Source organism: Paenibacillus sp. PK1-4R, assembly GCF_030369595.1.
Taxonomy (GTDB): domain Bacteria; phylum Bacillota; class Bacilli; order Paenibacillales; family Paenibacillaceae; genus Paenibacillus.
This window is the reverse complement of sequence record NZ_CP126535.1, coordinates 6,541,176-6,559,739: the sequence shown is the minus strand read 5'-3', so window position 1 is coordinate 6,559,739 and position 18,564 is coordinate 6,541,176. Positions and strand designations below refer to the sequence as shown.

Genomic DNA, 18,564 nt, shown 5'->3' with positions numbered 1-18,564 from the left:
TGATATACATGAATTATCAATTTAGCGAATGACACCGAATGAGTGCGTAATGAGCACTTAACCATATAAGCATAAAAAAGAGACGAGCCAAGAAATCTTGGACTCGTCTCTTTTTACATTCCGATATGACCGCTTTTGTTGCGGATACTTACATCTCTACCAGCATCAATATAATGGAAGACAGACACAGGCAGGTACTAACCAGATAGAGGACAGCAACAACCTGTTTGTGATTCAATCCGGCACGCAGCAGTCGATAGTGCGCTTGACTCGCGTCGGCCTGATAGATTGCTTTACCTTGAATGAAACGTTTGATAACGACAAAGATGTTGTCGAAGATCGGTACACCCAGCGCCAAAATCGGAATGAAGATGGACAACATGGTTGCTTGTTTGAATGCACCATCCAGAGCGATAACCGCCAAAATGAAGCCAAGGAACGTTGCGCCTGCATCACCCATGAACACTTTGGCAGGAGCTTTGTTGTACTTCAGATAACCAATCGTCACACCGACCAGAATGATCGACATGAGTGCGGAATCAGTTTGACCTTTGGCAAGCGCCACAATGAACAGTGTGATCGCCGAGATAGCTGATAATCCGCCAGCCAGTCCGTCCATGCCGTCCGAGAAGTTGATGACTGTTGTCACCCCAAAGATCCAGAGGATCGTGAGAATGAATTGCAGCCAGATTGGAAGCATGACATATTCCGCGTTGAAGGGATTCACGAATCCAGTGAACGCAATGCCAGAAGCAAACACGAGTACTGCCGCAGAGACTTGTACGAGCATTTTGGGCAGAGCAGGAAAATCTTTGCCTTTTGTTTTGTACCAGTCGTCGACGGTACCAATCGTTAGCAAAAGCATACCACCAGCGACCAGAGCCGCTGTTTCCCATGTGATTTCTTTGGTCAGAGCAATGTATGTCAGGAAAAATCCAGTAAATATCGCGTAACTCGCCGTGAGCGGGATCGGTTGCCTGTGCAGCTTACGCTCCACATCTTCCCGGGGCTTGTCCACAAAATCGAGCCGGTGAGCCAATCGACCAAGCGGCGGAATAAGCAGAACCACGACAGCAAAAGACACTATAAAAGCCAGTATGTATACCATAAACTCGCTTGTTTCACTCCCATCTACCAATTTCCCCTTATTATACGAGTTAAACAGGAAATCTGTCGATGTCATTATTGTAACCAGACGTACGCAAAGGTGAGCAAAAGTTCAGGTTTTATCACATTTGAGGAAGATAGGAGCCAAAATAATGTTTTACGGCTTCTGCATGATATCCATCATCACCTTGCCAGGTTGCTGCAAAGACAAAATCGCTGGAACCACCTTTGCGTTTTCTCGGTTTATCTCCAGGAACCAATATGCCGGCTGCAGCCCAAATTTCCAGCAGGGCATCTCGCTCCTGTTTGCTGGAAGGGAAGAGATCCTTCCACTTCTTCTCCAGTGAACGTGCACTGTCCTTGGGATCTTCCGTCTGAGCAGCTTCAAGCAGGTTTACCAGGATTGCTTGGTCTTCCTGGGTTACTTCATAGTTTGCATCGTTGTCCTGAAGCAGTAATTCCAGATCCATCAGGCAATAGATAAGCCAGCCATGACGCACGCCGCCCCACTTGATCCGTTCAAAATTAAGGACGTTTAAGTCGACGTTGGAATATTCCTTGTCTGACTGCAAACGCAGGAAGTTACAATCCCCACAGGCACTGGTGTTAGGGTGAAGGGCAGGGCGTTCCGCATAGGTATGCAAAGGCATATTCGATGTTAAAGCCCAGCTGGATAATGCGCTACGCAGGTAGACTTTTTTGGTGGACAGACTATGTAAAAAGGCCGACATGACCCGCTCCTTGAGCGAGTCATCCTGATGCATGTCGTATAGGCGCTGGACTATCTCGTCATGCGTGATCGTGAGTGGATCGAACATAACACCTTTGCTTTTGGCATATTCAAATTCCTCCCCGGAGAAGGGTAGAGAGGTTGTTTTCCAGCCCCCACCTCCCCAGAAGGTGCTCAGCAATATCTTTGCCGCTTTTTTGTCCATATGGTTAGCCTCCTTTATGGGAATTGCGATCATGATGAAAGTAGTTCTTCAATCTCAAACCTGCTTACTTTAATGTACGTATTCCTCGGTTGTATTCAGAATCATGTCGACGAGGCCTGGAAAACGTGTGTTTAGCTCTTCCTTTCGTAGGGAATAAAAGTGCTGTTTACCTTCAATGCGCGGCTGGATCACGCCAGCTTCACGTAAAATTTTGATGTGATGGGACAACGTGGATTTGGAAATATGGTCAACTTCGAAGGCGGAGCAGTTTTTCTCGCCAGAACTGGCCAGACAGTGTGCAATTTTCATGCGGATCGGATCGCCCAATGCATTGCAGACCGTGGTCAGCTTCAATTCCGAAGCCATAGGTATCGTTGGAGTTCTCATATCTATGACGTTAGCATATTCGGCTGTACCTTTCAATGTTTGAAAAAAATCGAACTATAGAAGTTGAACTGTAACTATTACACTTGTTTACTCCGATTGCAGTACCATCTTTCGATCGCTCTTATCCCCAGATTTTCTTTATTCCCTTGGTCCAAGGGAAAAATCCGGTGATAAATGCGCACGCTTCGCTTCTTCAGATTGGTTCTGCACTCTCCGTGTTAGTGTAAAAGTCGGTCTCAACTTATATATTTCTTGCAGGCAGTATAAGAAGTATGTTACATTTCTTTTCAATTAGTTCGAAAATATTCGAACTGAAAGATTGGAAAACGGCTTTTTATTCTAGGAGGAATATGAATGAGTACTACAAATACAACTACACTGTTGAACAACTATTTCCGTTTATTTGATGCTTCACGTACAGACGAGCGCGCCATGCAGGATTTATTGTCCCTGTTTACACCTGACGCAGAGATTGTGCTTAACGGCACTAGTCGAACAGGATTCGATGGTTTCATGAAAGCTTTCTACGAATACAATAAGGATGTAAAACATATGTGGGACGCGTGGGTGCAACAGCCTGACGGCAGCTACCAGACCAACTGGGCGGTGTGCGGACAAGCGGCAGACGGAACGGTATACGCCAAAGCAGGCATTGATATCGCGCGTGTAAATGATGCGGGGCAGATTGTGTATCTGGAGAATGTACAGGCCGATCAGAATGCATTCAGCAAGTATAATCAGTAATAGCGCAGTGTAAATAAGTAATAATGCAATGGTTAGGAAATGAAGCTCTACAGTCTATCAAGCTGTGGGGCTTTTTTTGGTGGAATATTTAGGTGATTTGAAAGGCGCTGAGAACGAGGGCTTCATCACTCTGGTAGCACAGTTTCTACAGGTAGATCGGTACACAAAAACTGTACATGAAAAAGACCGTCCCGCATGTTTTAAACATGGCGGGACGGTCCTTATGAACGTGCATAAGATGTACTCGCTAGAGCCGCAGGTTATTCTGAGCCAGACGCAGCTTAGCAGGGGGGGGCAACTACATGGTGGTGACGATGGTCGGTCAATTCTAACGAACCAGAGACGCGCTATTGGCCAAAAATCTGCATAAGTCAGATTCTAACGAATCGCTGAGACGCTATTTTCCGGTTATTCTAACTTTGGGGCAGTTTTCCGCGGCTAAAATCCGATATAAGGTGTCTCAGGTTCGTTAGATTTTGAAAACATGTTATAAACATCATATAAGACGTCTACGATTCGTTAGACCATTCCATGTTCAACGTTTTGACCCTCCACCGTGTAAATTTCCAACCCTCAAAAGCTCAAAAGCTCAGAGCCTAAACCGTCCCATCCTCCGTCATCCTGTATGCCATCCCACGTTTTCCCTACCCCTGCATCGTCTTATTTTGAAAAGCAGCGATATCCGCATACTCTTCTTCGAATTTGCGGGAGATGCGGATAAAGATCGGCAGCAGTTCACGATAGACACGGACACTGTCCGGGTCTGGTTGGTGCCGGTGCGTCGATCCGATCATGCCGGAGACGGCACTCAGGGAATCAATGCGGCCAAGGGCGTACAAGCCCAGTACGGCTGCGCCGAGGCAGGAGCTTTCGATACTTTCGGGAATGATGACATCCTGATCGAAAATATCGGCCATCATCTGCCGCCATAGCTCAGAGCGGGCGAAGCCGCCTGTCGCCTGGATTTTTTTCGGACGACCGATCTTTTCTTCAATCGCGAGCATGACCGTGTAGAGGTTAAACAATACACCTTCGAGCGCAGCGCGAATCATATGTTCCTTCTTATGATGCAGCGTCAGTCCGAAGAACGAACCACGTGCATTGGGATTCCAGAGCGGGGCCCGCTCACCCGTCATGTACGGATGGAACAAAAGGCCTTCCGAACCCGGAGGTACATTTTCGGCGACACGAGTGAGCACTTCATATGGATCGATGCCAAGTCGTTTCGCCGTCTCCACCTCGGAAGCCGCAAACTCGTCCCGAATCCAGCGGAAAATAACACCGCCGTTGTTCACCGGTCCGCCAATGACCCAGGCATCCTCCGTGAGTGCATAACAGAAGAAGCGTCCTTTTGGATCGGTCACCGGTTTATCTACGACTGTACGAATCGCTCCACTGGTACCAATGGTCACGGCCACGACGCCTGGATCAATGGCGTTCACGCCCAGATTGGAGAGCACGCCATCACTGGCTCCAATGACAAACGGTGTAGTGACCGCAATGCCCATCTCCTTGGCGTACTCCGGGTGCAATCCCTGTTTCAGCACATGTGTGGTCGGTACTAATCGGGACAAATGTTCCGAGGTAATACCCGCCACATGCAGCGCTTCTGCATCCCAGTCGAGTTTTTCCAGATTCATGAGTCCGGTGGCTGAGGCCATCGAGTGGTCGATGACGTATTCAGAGAATAATTTATAGAAGACATATTCTTTCATGGATATGAATTTGTGCGTCTGTTGGAACAGTTCCGGTTGATCCCGAGTGAGCCACATGATCTTGGTGAGTGGGGACATCGGATGAATCGGCGTACCTGTTCTCAGATAGATTTCGTGACCATTCATCTCGGATTTGAGTACTTCGGTCCACTCGGCACTGCGATTATCTGCCCATGTCATGGCCCGCATCAGCGGTGTGCCGTGTTGATCGACAGGCAGAATGCTGTGCATGGCCGAACTGAAGGATACAAACAGGATGTCCTCTGGCTTCACTCCCGCTTTGGAAGTGGCCTGTTTAACCGATGTAATGACTGCTTTGAAAATATCTTCCGCATCCTGCTCCGCAATCGCAGGTGTGGGGGTGTGCAGCGGATAATCGGCACTGCCTTGTGCCACAATGGTTCCGTTCTGTTCGAACAAGACGGCCTTGGTGGAGGTCGTGCCGATATCTACGCCGATCATATAGGGTGAAGAAGCCATTTTGTCATCCCTCTTTCTTGAATATATAAGTGAATGAATGCTGTTAAACGTTAACACTTCGGGTGCAGAAAGCCTTCCGATCGCCGTTATTCCCAAATTTCTTTGATCCCCTCTTCAAAGGGAGAAATTTGGTTATAAATGCGAACATTCCATTTCTTCAGGCCCTTTCTGTCCCCTTTGTGCACGTGGCGCTATTCATCCAACTTATATGGCATCTGTTATTTCATCTATAGATAAGAATATCAGACTTGAGGGATGGATCAAAATGCAGAACCCTAGTCCTTCACAGCTCCTGCGGCAATATCCGAGATAAACTGGCGGCTGATGAACAGGAACATAACGATGAGCGGAATGACGGCAAGCAACGTACCTGCGATGACCATCGCATAGTCTGTGTTATACAGCCCGTTTAATTGAGACAATGCAATCTGCAACGTGTATTTGCGTTCATCCGTCAGGACGATCAACGGCCACAGATAATCATTCCATACGCCGATAAAGGTGAACGCGCCGAGGAAAGCAAAGGCAGGTCGCAGAATTGGCAGCGCCACGTTCCAATAAAGTCGGAAGAAATTACAGCCGTCGATGCGGCCTGCATCCAGCAGATCGTTCGGAATCGACTCCGTGGCATACTGACGAATCCAGAAGATACCGAAGGCGTTCACCATGCCCGGAATAATGAGGGCTTTGAAGGAACCAACCCAACCGAACGTGGCCATGAGTACGAAGGAAGGCACCAGCGACAGCTGGGAAGGCACCATCATGGTAGCAAGCAGCAAGATGAAGAGCCACTTTTTGCCGGGAAATTCGAACTTCGCAAACGCAAACCCCGCCAGTGAGTCAAAAAACAGTACAAGAATAGTCACAAGGCCCGACACAAACAGCGTATTCAGAAAGGCGCCCCAGAAATCAATCTGCTGCAATACGCGCGTAATATTATTCCACAGTTCACCCCCGAACCAGAGCTGAGGTGGGAACTTGTAGATATCGGACGTTGTCCGGGTGGACATTACAATCAGCCAATAGAACGGGAACATGGATATGAGCATGCCCCCGATAAGACCGGTATACAACACCAGCGATTTGAGGTGTTTGGTCGCCATGTGCGCTCCCCCTTATCACATCAGGATGATTTGCCTTGAACAAGCTTCCAGTTCACAATCGAGAACAGGGCGATAATGAGGAACATACCCCAGCCAACAGCAGCGCCATATCCGAAGTAATTGTTAATGAAGGACTCACGGTAGAGGTAGAGTACAATTGTCATGCCTGCTGCACCAGCGCCGCCATCATTACCTACCAATACTTGAGGCTCGGTGAACAGCTGCATACCGCCAATCGTTGATGTAATGACCGTGAACAGGATCACAGGACGCAGCATCGGAATTGTAATTCGGAAAAAGGACTGTATCGCTGATGCGCCGTCAATCTTTGCCGCTTCGTATAATGTCTGCGGGATACTCTGAAGTCCGGCCAGGTAGATGACGGCGTTATATCCGGTCCAGCGCCAGACCACCATGGAGGAGATTGCGACTTTAATGCCCCATGGTGCATTAAGCCACTCCACAACCGGTAGCCCGACCGACTGCAACAGATAATTGAGAAAGCCATAATTGTTGGCAAATAAGGCACCGAAGATAATGGCTACCGCTACGATGGACGTGACGTTTGGCAGGAAATAACCGACCCGAAACAGGGTACGGAACTTCACAAATGGTGCATGCAGCAAAAAGGCAATAATCAGGGCGAAGAAGAGCATTGGAATCGTCGAATAGATCCAGATCATGAACGTGTTGCCCACGGCTTGCCAGAACTCGGCATCGGTCAGCATGTATTTGAAGTTGTTGAACCCGTTGTACGTCATGACACCGATGCCATCCCATTTATGAAAAGCCAGATAGAGTGAGAACCCAATCGGGAACAGCCCAAATACTGCAAACAGAATATAAAACGGCGATATCGCAACATAGAGTGCACGATGCTCCCACATTCTCGCCCATAGTGACTTCTGCCGATCCAGATCAGGTCTTGCATGTCCGGGATCGGGAGTAAGACGAGGTTCAGTTACAGCCATATGAATTCCTCCTTTGCGGATAACGAAACCACACGTTCTTCAGGTTAACGCTGCAATTCCCGCTCGACGCGGTGTACCGTATCTGTCCAGACTTGCTGTGGATCGGCATTTTGCTTCGCGACATCATTCAGCCGCCGGGTGATAATGTTGTGTACGGATGGGTATCGTTCGCCAAAGAAAGCATCCGGCACCTCCTGTGCCGATTCGGCAAATACAGGCCCTGTCGCCTGTCCACCGAAGAAAGGTTCTTTTTCTTTCATGGCAGGATCATCAAACACACCTGGTGCAGAAGGGAAAAGGTTCAATGTCTGATATTGCTCCAGTTGATTTTCGGGACTTTGCAGCCAGCGAACCAGTTCAAAGGCTTCCTGAGGATGTTCACTCGACTTCAGGATGGACAGGAATGATCCTCCGTTATTGCCATCTCCCCCTGGTGCCCGAGCGACACGCCACTTCCCGGATGTATCCGGAGCGGCTTCCTGAAGAACTTGTTTCATCCAGACAGCACCTACGAAAGAGGCGATTTCACCATTATTCATCGCGGCGTTCCAGCCTGGAGTCCAGCCATCTGCATTGGCAAGCAGTCCCTTTTCTTTAAAAGCAACGGCCGTATCCCAGCTCTTGCCCACAGTAGGGGAATCCATGCCGATAAAGGACCCGTCCGGCCGGAAGTAACGCTCAGCAGACTGCGATATGACTTGGTTGTAAACGGTTGCAATATTGTCGGTTAGAAAAACCTTGCCTCCGAATTTCTCCTTGAGCTGTTCTCCGGCAGCAGCATATGCATCCCAGCTGTTGATCTGGCGTGTAACGTCTTCGGGATCAGATGGCAATCCGGCCTCTTTGAACAGATCTTCTCGGTAGAAGAGGGCTGTTGGTCCCGTATCCATCGGGAAACCAATCATCTGTCCGCTTGGCGTAACGCCTTGCTTCCATTTCCACGGCAGATATTGGTCTTCAATATCTCCTGCACCGAGATCATACAGATTATAGAAACGGTCCTCACTGGGGAAAAGCTCCATGATCCAGTCGTTCAATGCGACAATGTCTGGTTCACCTGAGCGTGCAGCGAGTGTTGTTTTGAGCTTTGCTTTGAAATCACCGCCGATTTTCTGAGCTGTCAGTTCGATATTGGGGAATTTTTCCTTAGCCCTGGCAAGCAACTTATCATCGATGGACCGATTCCAGTACCATAATGTAAGCGCTACCTTTTTGTTGTTCGCTGAATCGTCCTGTCCGGGCCAGATGGAGCATCCGCTTATGAGCAGGACGCAGACCATCAGTATGGCTGTCCAGCATGTTCTTTTCCGGCGGATCATGTGTATTACCCCCTCATCGTTAAGTTCGAGGCATGAAGTGCTTTGGACTACAACATTAGTGTATGAGCAGTTTATAAACTCATACCCAATATTCCTAAAATGAAACACATATTTGTGTCCGTTGCGTAACATAATTTTAGTAGTTACTTTAAAAATAAAAGTTACTTGACACTTTATAATTTTTATTCTAAACTAACTTACATAAAGTAACTAATGATGATGAGAATAATATAGATACGTACTATATAACATCCAAGTGATCCAATTTCACGCTGGATGCGAATCAATCAACATACAAGTTGGCCTAAACAGGAGGAACGACAATGATCAATTCACATATTATTCAACTGCTTGCCCCCAAAATTCAGACTTTTCCGAGTGGAAAAGAGTTCATATACCTGGTGGGACCAATCAAGCTTCCGGTTAACCTCGATGGGGAGACCAAGACATTCCAGTGGTACAGCTGGATGAAATCGGACAAAGCGATGGAGAGCGGCGAGTTAATCGAATCTCTTGCTGCTGCTGAACTGGCAGAGCGTCAACAATCCAGTGTTCTGGTGTATGGTGACTTTGCTGAAGCGCAGGAAGCGCTGATCCGGATGCATAGCATCTGTCATACAGGCGACATCTTTGGCAGCAAACGCTGTGATTGCGGCTTCCAATTGGAGCAATCCATGAAAATGATCGCCGCTCACGGAGCGGGTGCACTGTTCTATCTTGCGAACCATGAGGGACGTGGCATTGGTCTGTTCAGCAAAGCCATGGCGTACATTTTGCAAGAAGAAGGTCTGGATACGGTAGATGCAAACTTGCAGCTTGGATTCACAGACGATGCTCGTAATTATGACGATGCGATTGCTGTGTTGCGTGCACTTCGCACAGCACCGGTTACCTTGATCACCAACAATCCACGGAAGCTGGCTGCCTTGCAGGAAGCGGGATTAAATGTGGGCGGACGTGTTCCGCTGTGGGGAGATCGTTCTGCTTTTAACGAGAAGTATCTGCAAACGAAAGTGAATCGTTCCGGTCACTTGGCGGAAAGTGATGGCTGGGCTGGAGCAGAGACGTTGCTTCCGCATGCGCAGGCTTAATTATTTAATAGACGTAATTGATTAGTTGATTAGTCGTTGTAGTACTCTCCGTTATGGAGAAGTACAGCAGCGGCTTTTTGGTATGGAGAACAGGGTAGCGATCAGGTTTTCCTGATTCATGGAATGGCTTGCCGTTCCCACAGTGTGGATTATACAATATAGTCATCTGATGAATGCGGGAGGAACCAAGGTGCCATTTGAGGGACAACGTATATTGCCGGCTGCAAAGAGCATGAAGCAGTTTGAAGCGATGATTGAAGGCCCTTATACCTATGGGGTGATGCTGGAAACCCATATTGCACAGCTTCAGAGTGTAATGGACGAGGCGCGGCGGTATGACAAGAAGATACTTTTGCATGCAGATTTGGTTCAGGGTTTAAAAAACGATGAGTATGCGGCAGAGTATCTGTGTCAGCACATTCGCCCGGCAGGACTGATCTCTACGCGAGCGAGTGTCATTCAGAAGGCAAAGCAGAAAGGCATTACAGCGATTCAACGTATTTTTCTACTGGATACCCATGCGCTGGAGAAAAGTTATCTGTTGCTGGCCAAAACCCAACCGGATTATATTGAAGTATTACCTGGCGTCATTCCGCATATTATTGCGGAAGTATCTGTGCGTACAGGGATACCCATTATTGCGGGGGGATTGATCCGTTCACCGGAAGAGGTCGAACTTGCGCTTGGCGTCGGGGCTACGGCAGTGACCACATCCAATGCAGATCTGATTCGACACTTTGAGAAATCGCTTACACCGTAAAAAGAACCCACAACAGGAGGTTGGCTGTATGGAAAAATATATATTGGCTCTGGATCAGGGAACAACAAGCTCCCGAGCTATTCTGTTTAACCGTGGCGGAGAGATCGTGCACATTGCACAGCAGGAATTCCCTCAATATTTCCCCAAACCGGGCTGGGTAGAGCAGAATGCCAACGAAATCTGGAGTTCCATTCTTGCCGTGATGGCTTCATGTCTGGCAGAGAGCGGAATCAAACCGGTCCAGATTGCCGGAATTGGAATTACCAATCAGCGGGAGACGGTTGTGGTATGGGACAAAGAAACAGGCAGACCCATCTATAATGCAGTGGTATGGCAATCCAGACAGACCGCAGATATCTGTGAAGAATTGAAGACGCAGGGTCTCGGGGACCTTTTCCGCCGTAAAACAGGATTATTAATCGATCCCTACTTCTCGGGAACAAAGATTAAGTGGATTCTGGATCATGTCCCTGGTGCCCGGGAGCGGGCAGAGAAGGGTGAAGTGCTGTTTGGCACGATTGATAGCTGGCTGATCTGGAAACTGAGCGGGGGGACACATGTCACGGATATATCCAATGCCTCACGTACCCTAATCTATAACATCTATGATCTGCAATGGGATGACGAATTGTTGGATATCCTCGACATTCCTAAGGCGATGCTGCCAGAGGTGGGAGGTTCATCCGAGGTGTATGCACACACAACAGACTATCATTTCTTCGGGCATCGGATTCCGATTGCGGGAGCGGCAGGAGATCAACAGGCAGCGATGTTTGGTCAGGGCTGTTACACCAAGGGCAGTATGAAAAATACATATGGTACCGGTTGTTTTATGCTTATGAATACGGGCGAGAACCCGGTACAATCCAATCATGGACTGATTACAACGATTGCCTGGGGGATGAATGGCAAGGTTGAATATGCGCTCGAAGGCAGCATTTTTGTTGCAGGTTCAGCGGTTCAGTGGCTGCGTGACGGATTAAGGATGCTTCGCTCTTCAAAAGATAGCGAGGATTACGCCTCACGTGTGCCTTCGACAGACGGCGTTTATATGGTACCTGCATTTGTGGGACTGGGCAGTCCGTATTGGGATAGTGAGGTTAAGGGTGCGGTGTTTGGCTTGACCCGAGGCACGACGAAGGAACACTTTATCCGTGCTACGCTTGAGGCGTTGGCGTATCAGACCAAAGATGTACTGGAGGCAATGGAATCCGACTCGGGTATTCCCGTACATGCTCTGCGTGTGGATGGAGGAGCGGCGGCCAATGATTTTCTCATGCAGTTCCAGAGTGATATTCTGGGCATTCCTGTCGAACGCCCAACGGTGAATGAAACAACTGCATTGGGTGCGGCTTATCTGGCAGGATTGGCGGTTGGATATTGGACGAGTGCGGATGAATTGACCGATCATGAAAATACGGAGCGTGTCTTCCAGCCTGTTATGGCTGAGCAACAACGAATAGAACTGTATGCAGGCTGGAAGCGTGCAGTGAACGCAGCAATGGCTTTTAAATAAGCATTTTGCATAAATCACCTGAGCGTCTTCAAATCAGCAAGAAATAGATCGAAATGATTTTGTTCGTCTATACACTGGTTGGATCAGGATGCTTCTTCCTGTCCAACTTTTGTACCCGTGAGCGGAATGGTTCGAATTATGAAAAATGCTAAATAAGAGGAATGAAATGAATATTTCTTGGGTGGGTATTTGTACTTTTTAACTAAACATATGTTATAAATGATATTTACTGGTGGAAAATGATGCATGATTTACAGGGTTATTCTTCCTGGAGAAGGTAAAATATATATCCACTATAAGGAAAAAAACAAGGTTAGTGGATTCATTTGAAATTCCATCCTTTGGCAGAACAACTTTTTGAATTTTTTTTGAATAATGTGTCATTTCAGGACTTCACGCCGTCAAAAATCTGTGATAGGATAAAGGCACAAGTTAAAAAATGATGTCTGGAGATCGGGAGGGACCACGTGCCGCTCAGCAATTGCTGAGCGAATGACGTGGTCCTTTTTTTGTTTTTTTTACGGAAAAATTGAGAAAATCAATAGGAGGTTCAAGAATGACAGAAACGTTCTCGTCAGCACACCGGACCGAATATTTGCAAAACATGGCGAATGTACATTTTGACGTATTAATTATTGGTGGTGGGATTACAGGCGCAGGGATTGCATTGGACGCGGCTTCCCGTGGATTGAAGACAGCGCTTGTAGAAATGCAGGATTTCGCAGCAGGTACATCCAGTCGATCGACCAAACTTGTCCATGGCGGATTGCGTTATTTGAAGCAATATGAAGTGAAGATGGTTGCTGAGGTAGGACGGGAGCGGGCTGTAGTCTACGAGAATGGGCCACATGTGACCACGCCAGAACCGATGTTGCTACCGATCTATACGGCAGGTACGTTCGGCCGCTTCAGCACGTCCATTGGACTGATGGTGTATGATCGGCTCGCCGGGGTGAAGCGCAGTGAACGGCGCCAAATGTTGAATGCTGGAGCGGTGTCAGATAGTGAACCTTTACTACGCAAGCAGGGACTGTTAGGTGGTGGGCTCTATGTGGAGTACCGGACAGACGATGCCAGGCTCACCATTGAAGTCATGAAAGAAGCTGTCAAACGTGGGGTACAGGCAGTGAACTACGTTAAGGCGAAAGGTTTCCTGAAGGAGAATGGCAAGATTACAGGTATTGAAGCTATTGATCAGATCGATGGGCAGACCTATACGCTAAAAGCAAGCAAGGTGATCAACGCTTCCGGTCCATGGGTGGACGGTCTGCGGGAATTGGATGGTTCGCGCCAGGGGAAAACGCTACAGATGACCAAAGGCATCCATTTGGTCTTTGATGGTAAACGATTCCCGCTAAGACAGGCGGTTTATTTTGATACACCAGATGGTCGAATGGTGTTTGCTGTCCCGCGTGATGGCAAAACCTATGTGGGGACAACCGACACCGTATATCAGGACGATCCTGCACACCCCCAAATTTCCGACTCCGACCGTGATTATGTCATTAATGCAGTCAATGGCATGTTTCCAGATGTACGGATTGGTACCGAGGATGTGGAATCCGGATGGGCGGGTGTACGTCCACTAATCCATGAGGAAGGCAAGAATCCTTCCGAAATTTCACGTAAAGATGAAGTCTGGGTATCCCAATCCAATCTGATTACGATTGCCGGGGGCAAATTAACCGGATACCGTAAAATGGCCGAGATGGTCGTTGATCTGGTCGCACGCCAGATGGAGCAGGAGAGCGGGCATTCCATAGGCCCTTGTGTAACGAAGAAGATGCCCATCTCCGGCGGTGATGTAGGGGGATCGGCTGGATTTGTATCGTATGCGGAACGCAAGATCAAGGATGGTGTTGCCTTGGGACTTGCTCGACCTGCTGCGGAGCGACTGGTCCGCACGTATGGTTCCAATGTGGAGGCACTATATGAGCGAATGCCCGATCCACGCACCAAGTCCGAGCTTCATGGCATGCCACAGGAGCTACTGTTGATGTTAAGTTACGCGATTGATGAAGAGATGGCTGTAACCCCGTCTGATTTTTTGGTACGAAGAACAGGTGATTTATTCTTCCGTATTGATGAAGTTCGTCGCTATAAAGCAGCGGTTATCTCGTATATGGCAGGTCGTTTGAACTGGTCTGAAGAGGAAGAGGTTAAACATACACAGGAACTGGATCAGCTGTTGCTGGAAGCATCCGGCAAAATCTGAGGCAGGATTTCAAGATCGAGAGTCGAATGGAACATGTAAGCGTGTAACATAGAGAGGGGATTGCATCCATGACATTACAGATCGGAATCATTGGAACAGGCTGGTTCAGTAAGGTACACGCGGATATTCTCGCACGGATGGAAGGTGTTCGTGTTGCGAGTGTCTGTGGAACATCGCTCGAAAAGGCAGAGGCTATGGCCTCCGTTTATGATGCTGTTGGTTACGGGGAACTTGAACATATGCTGGATGGTGAGAAGCTGGATGCGGTGTATATCTGTGTGCCTCCGATGTCTCACGGATCGATTGAGTCCGAATTAATCCGCCGTGGTATTCCATTCCTGGTGGAGAAACCTTTGAGCACCGGAATGGATGTTCCGCGTCAGGTGTTGGATCAGGTGCAAAAGAGCGGATTGTTAACCTCTGTAGGATACCATTTCCGTTATCAGGAGGCCGCGCAGGTCCTGCAGCAGTCGATGAAAGAACAGACGGTCGGCATGGCACTTGGCCGCTGGATGGGCGGAATGCCAGGGGTCGCCTGGTGGCGGCGTCAGGACGGTTCAGGAGGACAATTCGTAGAGCAAACTACACATATTGTAGACTTGCTTCGGTATTGTGCAGGAGAAGTTACGGAGGTATATGCTGTAGCAGCTCAGCGAAGCATGCATGAGAAGCATGAGCATGTGACCGTTGCTGATGTGGCGAATGTGACGCTCAAGCTGGAAAGTGGAGCGATTGCCAGTATCGCCAATACATGTCTGTTGCCAGACGGAGAGGGGGGCGCTGGGCTCCAGTTCTACACGGATGCAGGTGTGTGGGATTGGACGCCAGAACGTTTGCTTCTGCCAAGTGCCGCAAAACATGCGATGGCAGGTCTGGAGATTCCGGCAGGACATAATCCATACGAGCGTGAGAATGAAGCGTTCATTCATGCCCTGCGTACGGGAGACCGTTCACGAATTCTGTCCGATTATGCGGATGCCTGCCGTACACAGGAGATTACTACGGCGGCGCTGGCATCGGCAGATTCCGGTCTGCCTGTACAGCTTCAGCCTTCAAAGCATCTCTCTCATTAAAAGGTTGAAGGTAATATAAATATGCCTGAATCAGGGAATGATCCGCAGATCAGCCTGATTCAGGCGTATTTGTGTTGAGTAGAGATTATTAAGTAGCAATTCAACTACTCGGATTTCTGCTGTTTCAACCAGTCGGATGACCAACTGTAGATCTGATCAATGACAGGTTCAATGGCTCTGCCTTTCGGTGTCAATTCATACTCTACACGGGGAGGTATCTCGGGAAACATGTGTCGGGTTACGATACCTTCCGTCTCCATTTCCTTCAATCGCTCCGATAAAAGTCGTCCACTGATCGCCATCTCTGCTTCAAGCTCCGTAAACCGCTTGGGTCCGGACAACAGTTGGTACATGATTAACAGTACCCACTTCTTGCCTATGATATCTATGGCTTGAGTGATCATACAGGGACTTGGTGCTTTTACTTTTTTCAGCTTCAACGTATTCACCTCGATTCATGGTTATTTTTTCGCAGGTTGTATATGAAAGGACATGGTTTCTGCCGCTTTAAGAATATAGGACATCCATATAAATGAGGGTTACTACAAAATATACTGTAACATACCTTTTGTATGTATTATACATCATACAGCGAAAAATTACTTGAAGAAATTATATTATTATTATATACTAACTTCATAAAAGTAAGTTGGTGATAAATAATACGTATAATATGAACGCGTACTATTCTGAAAATTGAACTCGGCTGAACGGTTGAAAACAGAGTGACCTTTGGGAACTTTTACATAGATTCTTTTTTTACAATGTGCAGCACAAATAATCATTACATAGTAGGAACATATAATTTGTACAGGAGGATCTACATATGAACAAAATTTTGGGTTATATTTTTCTAGTTATTCTTGCAGGTGTGTTTGTCATGACAGGGTTTAACAAGATTAGTGGGGCAGACATGATGATTCAGACATTCGAAAGTTTCTCTTATCCGACATGGACCATGTATCTGCTGGGCGCTGCGGAGTTACTTAGTGCAGTAGGATTGCTGATTCCACGGACTCGCATCCTGGCTTCTGGCATACTGACATTCATTCTGATTGGGGCCGTGGGAAGTCATCTGATCTATGCACAATACGCTGCTGTTCCGTTCCCGGCTGTGTTGTTGGTAGCTAACATTATTGTCCTGGTGGTAGGCATGCGCAGATTGGAAGCGGAAGAAGAAGGCCAGATGGACGCGATTCAGGCGTAAAGGAAAGATAAATAGAAGATTTGAAACGATATCATGAGATGGCCGCTGCAGATGAGCATAGGTCATCTTTTTTATGATTGAATGGGATTTAATATAAAAAAAAGAAGAACCCACGAAAAACAACGGGTTCTCTTGCAGCGGGACTTCCTGGATTGGAAGGTCTTCTGACTATAAATGATCAAATGCCATTTTGATTATAGTAACTTTTTTAATTGAGAGACGCGTCCTTGGCTGATGCCAAGCTTTTCCGCAATTTGCTGTTGAGCCAAACCGGGATTCTGTTCAACAATTTCTTTCATCTGTTGCAGCATGCGTGCCGTCTTCGGCCGCAGATCCGGGTATTCTTGGTTGTCAGCTGTGGTCCCTTCTTCCCTAGCGGGAGATGAGACTGAGGCGGATTTGGAAGCAGGACGCTCCACGGGTGCAGGAGCCTGTTTGTTCTGAGGTACGAACCAGTCGGGAGAGTCATCCGGGTGTTTTAATTGAATTGCACAAGTCCGGCAGATGAATTGTTCTTTGAAATACATTTCCGTATCTACATCACCGCAAAAAATACATAATGTTGATTTGTACTTTCGTAAAATCAACTCTTTCCCTTCAATGAAAAACTCAAGCGGATCGCCGATATGGATTTCCATCGTATCCCGCATTTCTTTGGGAAGGACAATTCGTCCAAGACGGTCCAGAGATCTCTTCATTCCGGTTCTTTTCATCGCATCTCCTCCGCAATATTCACAATTAAAACCTGTCCTTATTGTAAGGAAGAAAGGGCTTTAATACAACAATAATATTTCAAAAAAGTGGAATAATTCCATCTATTATGGGAAAATAAGTTTGGAAAGGATGGGGGCGACGGCTAAAGTGAATAATGCAGCGAGCACCATGGAGATGCTGGAAATGGTACCAGTCAGGGAACTTAGTTCAAATGCCTTGGATGTCCCTGTGCCATGGGCACCGGTTCCAAACAGTGTGCCTCGTGCAATCTCCCCATCGATGCGCAGCATTTTGACGATCGAAGGTCCCATAATCACTCCGAGCAGACCAGTCATAATAACAAAAACAGCTGTCACTGCGGGTATGCCACCGATGGTAGCCGAAACGTTCATGGCAATTGGGGTGGTAATCGATCTTGGGATCAGACTATGAATGAGACCGGAATCCAGACGCAACCATTTGGCGAGCAGGGCAGAAGAAAGTACGGCAACGACCGAGCCGGTCATGACACTGAAGACAATCTCGGAAATATGTTTTTTGAGTACATGGAAAAAGGTGTAAAGCGGTACGGCAAAAGCCACGGTGGCCGGTTGAAGAAGCAGACTCAGCCATTTGCCGCCACTGCTATACGTGGTATAATCCGTTCCCGTTGCGAGCAATATGCCAACGACAAGCAGCGGCGTAATGAGCAATGGTGACAGATATACTTTTGGCAGATTACGATACATTCGTTTGGCGACCCCATAGATACCGACGGTTAACAAGAGGCAGAGAAATCCAATCATCCGGTGTGACGCTCCTTTCGTTTGGCAATTCGTGTAGCAACCAGGCCTGTGCAGGACATGACCAGGAATGTGCTAAGTAATACGATGAATAAAATCTGCAGTCCGTCATGCTCCAGCATGGGCATATAGTTCATAATGCCAACGGCTGACGGGATAAAAAATAACAATAGTTCACCGAGCAGCCAGGCAGCTCCAACTTCAATCCAGCGCAGCTTCACGACACGAGTCTGAAGCAGAATGAATAACACAACCATACCGAGTATTGAACCCGGTACAGGAAGATGGAGAGTACGGGCCAGCAGGTCCATGAGCAGTGAAAAAACCATTAAGAGCGCAACCTGTGCAATACCAAGGCCCCATTTTTTCACTTCAATCCCTCCTTGTATAATCAACGTAATCGTTTGAGTTATTATGAAAATGAATGGAAACGTTGTTTGATATC

General features: G+C 47.6%; 18 protein-coding genes. 7 read left to right on the top strand and 11 right to left on the bottom strand.

Annotated features, from left to right (window positions below; genetic code table 11):
• Positions 1–148: 148 nt before the first annotated feature.
• The 3 genes from QNO02_RS28490 to QNO02_RS28480 form a co-directional block, all read right to left on the bottom strand.
• Positions 149–1,108, bottom strand: a complete 960-nt coding sequence (locus QNO02_RS28490) for an MraY family glycosyltransferase (protein ID WP_062836785.1) — start codon at positions 1,106–1,108, stop codon at positions 149–151.
• A gap of 121 nt (positions 1,109–1,229) precedes the next feature.
• Positions 1,230–2,042 (bottom strand): hypothetical protein, encoded by an 813-nt coding sequence (locus tag QNO02_RS28485; protein ID WP_289390598.1) that lies wholly within the window; start codon positions 2,040–2,042, stop codon positions 1,230–1,232.
• A 69-nt stretch (positions 2,043–2,111) separates the two neighbouring features.
• Positions 2,112–2,429: an ArsR/SmtB family transcription factor gene (locus QNO02_RS28480; protein ID WP_289390597.1), complete on the bottom strand. Its 318-nt coding sequence runs from the start codon at positions 2,427–2,429 to the stop codon at positions 2,112–2,114.
• Between the two features lie 354 nt (positions 2,430–2,783).
• Between QNO02_RS28480 and QNO02_RS28475 the strand changes: the two genes are divergently transcribed.
• On the top strand, positions 2,784–3,173 hold the full coding sequence (locus tag QNO02_RS28475) for a nuclear transport factor 2 family protein (protein WP_091035905.1): 390 nt from the start codon (positions 2,784–2,786) through the stop codon (positions 3,171–3,173).
• 644 nt (positions 3,174–3,817) lie between these two features.
• Here QNO02_RS28475 and gntK read toward each other — a convergent pair.
• From gntK to QNO02_RS28455, 4 genes are all read right to left on the bottom strand, one after another.
• Entirely contained in the window at positions 3,818–5,368 is a 1,551-nt protein-coding gene (gene gntK / locus QNO02_RS28470; RefSeq protein ID WP_289390596.1) for a gluconokinase, read from the bottom strand.
• Positions 5,369–5,643: 275 nt separating this feature from the next.
• The gene (locus QNO02_RS28465) at positions 5,644–6,471 is read right to left on the bottom strand and encodes a carbohydrate ABC transporter permease (protein WP_036612996.1); all 828 of its coding nucleotides are present in this window, start codon (positions 6,469–6,471) and stop codon (positions 5,644–5,646) included.
• Between the two features lie 20 nt (positions 6,472–6,491).
• Complete coding sequence (locus QNO02_RS28460) at positions 6,492–7,358, bottom strand: carbohydrate ABC transporter permease (RefSeq protein WP_091013252.1); 867 nt, start codon at positions 7,356–7,358, stop codon at positions 6,492–6,494.
• A 128-nt stretch (positions 7,359–7,486) separates the two neighbouring features.
• A complete protein-coding gene (locus tag QNO02_RS28455) occupies positions 7,487–8,761 on the bottom strand; it encodes an ABC transporter substrate-binding protein (RefSeq protein ID WP_133386196.1) in 1,275 nt (424 codons plus the stop codon).
• 323 nt (positions 8,762–9,084) lie between these two features.
• On the opposite strand from QNO02_RS28455, the gene QNO02_RS28450 reads away from it, so the two are divergent.
• From QNO02_RS28450 to QNO02_RS28430, 5 genes are all read left to right on the top strand, one after another.
• Complete coding sequence (locus QNO02_RS28450) at positions 9,085–9,852, top strand: GTP cyclohydrolase II (RefSeq protein ID WP_091035917.1); 768 nt, start codon at positions 9,085–9,087, stop codon at positions 9,850–9,852.
• A gap of 190 nt (positions 9,853–10,042) precedes the next feature.
• Complete coding sequence (locus QNO02_RS28445; protein WP_026081418.1) at positions 10,043–10,612, top strand: glycerol-3-phosphate responsive antiterminator; 570 nt, start codon at positions 10,043–10,045, stop codon at positions 10,610–10,612.
• Between the two features lie 28 nt (positions 10,613–10,640).
• Positions 10,641–12,128 (top strand): glycerol kinase GlpK, encoded by a 1,488-nt coding sequence (gene glpK / locus QNO02_RS28440; RefSeq protein WP_289390595.1) that lies wholly within the window; start codon positions 10,641–10,643, stop codon positions 12,126–12,128.
• A 556-nt stretch (positions 12,129–12,684) separates the two neighbouring features.
• Positions 12,685–14,343, top strand: coding sequence for a glycerol-3-phosphate dehydrogenase/oxidase (locus QNO02_RS28435; RefSeq protein ID WP_289390594.1), 1,659 nt, complete (start codon positions 12,685–12,687; stop codon positions 14,341–14,343).
• A gap of 68 nt (positions 14,344–14,411) precedes the next feature.
• A complete protein-coding gene (locus QNO02_RS28430; RefSeq protein ID WP_047840822.1) occupies positions 14,412–15,416 on the top strand; it encodes a Gfo/Idh/MocA family protein in 1,005 nt (334 codons plus the stop codon).
• A gap of 104 nt (positions 15,417–15,520) precedes the next feature.
• On the opposite strand, the gene QNO02_RS28425 is transcribed toward QNO02_RS28430, so the two are convergent.
• Positions 15,521–15,820, bottom strand: coding sequence for a winged helix-turn-helix transcriptional regulator (locus QNO02_RS28425; protein WP_026081419.1), 300 nt, complete (start codon positions 15,818–15,820; stop codon positions 15,521–15,523).
• 422 nt (positions 15,821–16,242) lie between these two features.
• Here QNO02_RS28425 and QNO02_RS28420 point away from each other — a divergent pair, with 422 nt between their 5' ends.
• Complete coding sequence (locus QNO02_RS28420; protein WP_091035924.1) at positions 16,243–16,623, top strand: DoxX family protein; 381 nt, start codon at positions 16,243–16,245, stop codon at positions 16,621–16,623.
• Between the two features lie 194 nt (positions 16,624–16,817).
• Here the strand turns inward: QNO02_RS28420 and QNO02_RS28415 are convergent, their stop codons facing one another.
• From QNO02_RS28415 to QNO02_RS28405, 3 genes are all read right to left on the bottom strand, one after another.
• Complete coding sequence (locus tag QNO02_RS28415) at positions 16,818–17,336, bottom strand: AbrB/MazE/SpoVT family DNA-binding domain-containing protein (protein ID WP_076209663.1); 519 nt, start codon at positions 17,334–17,336, stop codon at positions 16,818–16,820.
• Between the two features lie 105 nt (positions 17,337–17,441).
• Positions 17,442–18,122 carry an LrgB family protein gene (locus QNO02_RS28410; RefSeq protein ID WP_091035927.1) on the bottom strand — a complete coding sequence of 227 codons (681 nt, stop codon included), beginning with the start codon at positions 18,120–18,122 and terminating at the stop codon, positions 17,442–17,444.
• Positions 18,119–18,490, bottom strand: a complete 372-nt coding sequence (locus tag QNO02_RS28405) for a CidA/LrgA family protein (protein WP_017691758.1) — start codon at positions 18,488–18,490, stop codon at positions 18,119–18,121. The genes QNO02_RS28410 and QNO02_RS28405 overlap by 4 nt, the downstream gene beginning before the upstream one ends.
• Between the last annotated feature and the right edge of the window lie 74 nt (positions 18,491–18,564).

Excerpts from the sequence above, each read along its gene's own strand:
- QNO02_RS28465 (WP_036612996.1), bottom strand. The coding sequence starts at position 6,471 with ATGGCGACCAAACACCTCAAATCGCTGGTGTTGTATACCGGTCTTATC.
- QNO02_RS28485 (WP_289390598.1), bottom strand. The coding sequence starts at position 2,042 with ATGGACAAAAAAGCGGCAAAGATATTGCTGAGCACCTTCTGGGGAGGT.
- QNO02_RS28415 (WP_076209663.1), bottom strand. The coding sequence starts at position 17,336 with ATGAAAAGAACCGGAATGAAGAGATCTCTGGACCGTCTTGGACGAATT.
- QNO02_RS28420 (WP_091035924.1), top strand. The coding sequence starts at position 16,243 with ATGAACAAAATTTTGGGTTATATTTTTCTAGTTATTCTTGCAGGTGTG.
- QNO02_RS28490 (WP_062836785.1), bottom strand. The coding sequence starts at position 1,108 with ATGGTATACATACTGGCTTTTATAGTGTCTTTTGCTGTCGTGGTTCTG.
- QNO02_RS28480 (WP_289390597.1), bottom strand. The coding sequence starts at position 2,429 with ATGAGAACTCCAACGATACCTATGGCTTCGGAATTGAAGCTGACCACG.
- QNO02_RS28430 (WP_047840822.1), top strand. The coding sequence starts at position 14,412 with ATGACATTACAGATCGGAATCATTGGAACAGGCTGGTTCAGTAAGGTA.
- QNO02_RS28425 (WP_026081419.1), bottom strand. The coding sequence starts at position 15,820 with ATGATCACTCAAGCCATAGATATCATAGGCAAGAAGTGGGTACTGTTA.
- QNO02_RS28435 (WP_289390594.1), top strand. The coding sequence starts at position 12,685 with ATGACAGAAACGTTCTCGTCAGCACACCGGACCGAATATTTGCAAAAC.
- QNO02_RS28475 (WP_091035905.1), top strand. The coding sequence starts at position 2,784 with ATGAGTACTACAAATACAACTACACTGTTGAACAACTATTTCCGTTTA.
- QNO02_RS28455 (WP_133386196.1), bottom strand. The coding sequence starts at position 8,761 with ATGATCCGCCGGAAAAGAACATGCTGGACAGCCATACTGATGGTCTGC.
- gntK (WP_289390596.1), bottom strand. The coding sequence starts at position 5,368 with ATGGCTTCTTCACCCTATATGATCGGCGTAGATATCGGCACGACCTCC.
- QNO02_RS28460 (WP_091013252.1), bottom strand. The coding sequence starts at position 7,358 with ATGTGGGAGCATCGTGCACTCTATGTTGCGATATCGCCGTTTTATATT.
- glpK (WP_289390595.1), top strand. The coding sequence starts at position 10,641 with ATGGAAAAATATATATTGGCTCTGGATCAGGGAACAACAAGCTCCCGA.
- QNO02_RS28410 (WP_091035927.1), bottom strand. The coding sequence starts at position 18,122 with ATGATTGGATTTCTCTGCCTCTTGTTAACCGTCGGTATCTATGGGGTC.
- QNO02_RS28450 (WP_091035917.1), top strand. The coding sequence starts at position 9,085 with ATGATCAATTCACATATTATTCAACTGCTTGCCCCCAAAATTCAGACT.